Genomic DNA, 2111 nt, shown 5'->3' on the forward strand with positions numbered 1-2111 from the left:
CGAGGAGATCGCCGTGTCGTTGGGTCGGACAAGCCGCTGGGTACGCAAATGGGCTGCCCGGGCTGACGAGGAGCCGGGCGACGGTCTTTGGGCGGCCGACCGGTCCCGGGCGCCGTTGTCGTCGCCTTCTCGGACCTCTGATGAACTGCGCCAGCTGATCATCGACGCCCGCCGGCGCCTCGAGGCTGATCCGCGTGGCCAATACGGTGCGTTGGCGGTCGCCTGGCAGTTGCGACGCATGGGTGTCGACCCGATCCCGAACCGTTGGACGATCGAGAGGGTGATCACGGCGGCAGGTCTCGCGAAACCGAGGCGACGTCCGGCCGGCTACGTGCCCAAAGGCGTCGCCTATCCAGCCCGGTTGGCACCCGAGCCGGGCACGACACACCAGATCGACATGGTCGGTCCTCGCCACCTCGACGGTGGCGTCGAGTTCAGCGCGTTGAACCTCATCGACGTCGGGTCGCACCGCGCGGCCAGTGAGATCCTCCCTACGACACGGCCGAACCTGGTCGCCGCGGCGGTCGTGGCGATGTGGGGCCGCGTCGGGGTGCCCGCCGTCGCCCAGTTCGACAACGCCTCCAACTTCCGTGGCGCGATCCCACCCGCCTGGCAGCACTTCGGGCCGGTCGTTGCCGCCTTGGACCTAGATGTCACCGTCGGGTTCATTCCGCTGCGTGAACCGTGGCGCAACGGTGTCGTCGAGCATTTCAACGACGTCTGGGACAAAAGCTTTTTTCGAACCGAACGCTTCGCGGGGATCGACCATCTTCGCGCCGAGAACCGTGCGTTCGTGGCGTTCCACAACTCCGAGCATCGCTACTCCGCCCACGGCGGCGCGAGCCCTGACGAAATATCGGCCAATCGGCTGCGCTACTACCCGGTGGCCGACTACCAGGTCCCCGACGCTCTACCGGCGCGAGGACGCATCGAGGTGGTCCGCTACGTGCGTTCCAACCGGATCGTCGATCTGTTCGGCAAGCGGGTCACCCTCGAAGCCGACCACGCCCACCAATACGTCACCGCCGTTATCAAGGTCCGGGCAAAGACCGTTCAGATCGTCACCGTCAACGGCGAGATCGTCCACAAGGGAGACTTCAAGCTGTCCCGCACCCTCAGATAACGGATTCGGCCGGAACGATCTCCTGCGGCCAACAGACCCCACCACATGGAACGATGTCCTGCGGGAACCCTACCTCCCTCGACCCCGGAACGATGTCCTGCTGGTCAAGACGTAGCTCGCCCCACCCCGCGCGGATCGCTCCAAAGCGCAGTTCCATCACCGTCTGAAAGGCGAGGAGTACCGGTACCGGGCCGATCAGTGCCCGGTAGCGGTCCGCAAGTGGGTTTGGACGGTCGTCGAACAGCCAGCTGATGACCATCGTGTCCACGACGACGCCCGCCGGATGGGCGTCGTTCATGTCTCAGCCAATGCCTCCTCGAACGCAGTCCACTCGTCGTCGGGCACGCCGGCGATCACGAACGCCTCCCGGCGTGGCAGTGGGCGTGCTCTCCTGAGCGAGATGCAATCTTCGCCGATGTCCAGTCGGCCTCGCCGTGACCGATGACCGTCGTTCAGCAACGGTCGCGTGCCAGGATCCGACCTATTCCAATCGGCCAGCGGTGCTACGGACGAACGCGACGGCGAGCACCCAGAGAATGGCAGCAACAACTCCTTCTCCAATTGCGTCGCCATAGTGACCTCCGATTGCTCGTGCGATTGCAAAAAGAGTCAGAAGGCACGCGGCGGCGAACAGTGCCGCTCGTAATGATCTCTTCAACCTAGGATTCATTGCGCAGTCAGCTGACTATCATGAGTAAGCGTACCTGTCTACACATCACGCTCTTCGCCAGGTGGCACCGGTCCGCGGTCACGACGCGGTTGTCGTAGATTAGCTGAGCATCGATAATCTCTGCAATCAAGCCCCCCGGGGGATGGTTGATGCGTCTTGACTGCCATCTCGGCGACCGCGGCCTCCTCCACAGATCGCGGCGGAACCGTCCATCTGGATGTCGGCGCCCGTTACGGCGACGGGATGACTACACGCCAGATCGACGGTTCTTGTATCGAGCCAGTGCACCGACTGCAGGGGATACCGGAGCTGTCGACC

At 64.1% G+C, this 2111-nt stretch carries 2 protein-coding genes; one reads left to right on the top strand and one right to left on the bottom strand.

The genetic code is table 11. From position 1 onward, the window contains the following. Positions 1–1123, top strand: a 1123-nt coding sequence (locus VFA16_RS00810) for a hypothetical protein (RefSeq protein ID WP_414687605.1), incomplete at its 5' end; no start/stop codon positions are given. Here VFA16_RS00810 and VFA16_RS00815 read toward each other — a convergent pair. After that, entirely contained in the window at positions 1116–1421 is a 306-nt protein-coding gene (locus VFA16_RS00815) for a hypothetical protein (RefSeq protein ID WP_324965992.1), read from the bottom strand. The two genes, VFA16_RS00810 and VFA16_RS00815, sit on opposite strands and share 8 nt — an antisense overlap. Between the last annotated feature and the right edge of the window lie 690 nt (positions 1422–2111).

Origin of the sequence: Mycobacterium sp. (assembly GCF_035653355.1) — a bacterium.
Lineage (GTDB): Bacteria > Actinomycetota > Actinomycetes > Mycobacteriales > Mycobacteriaceae > Mycobacterium.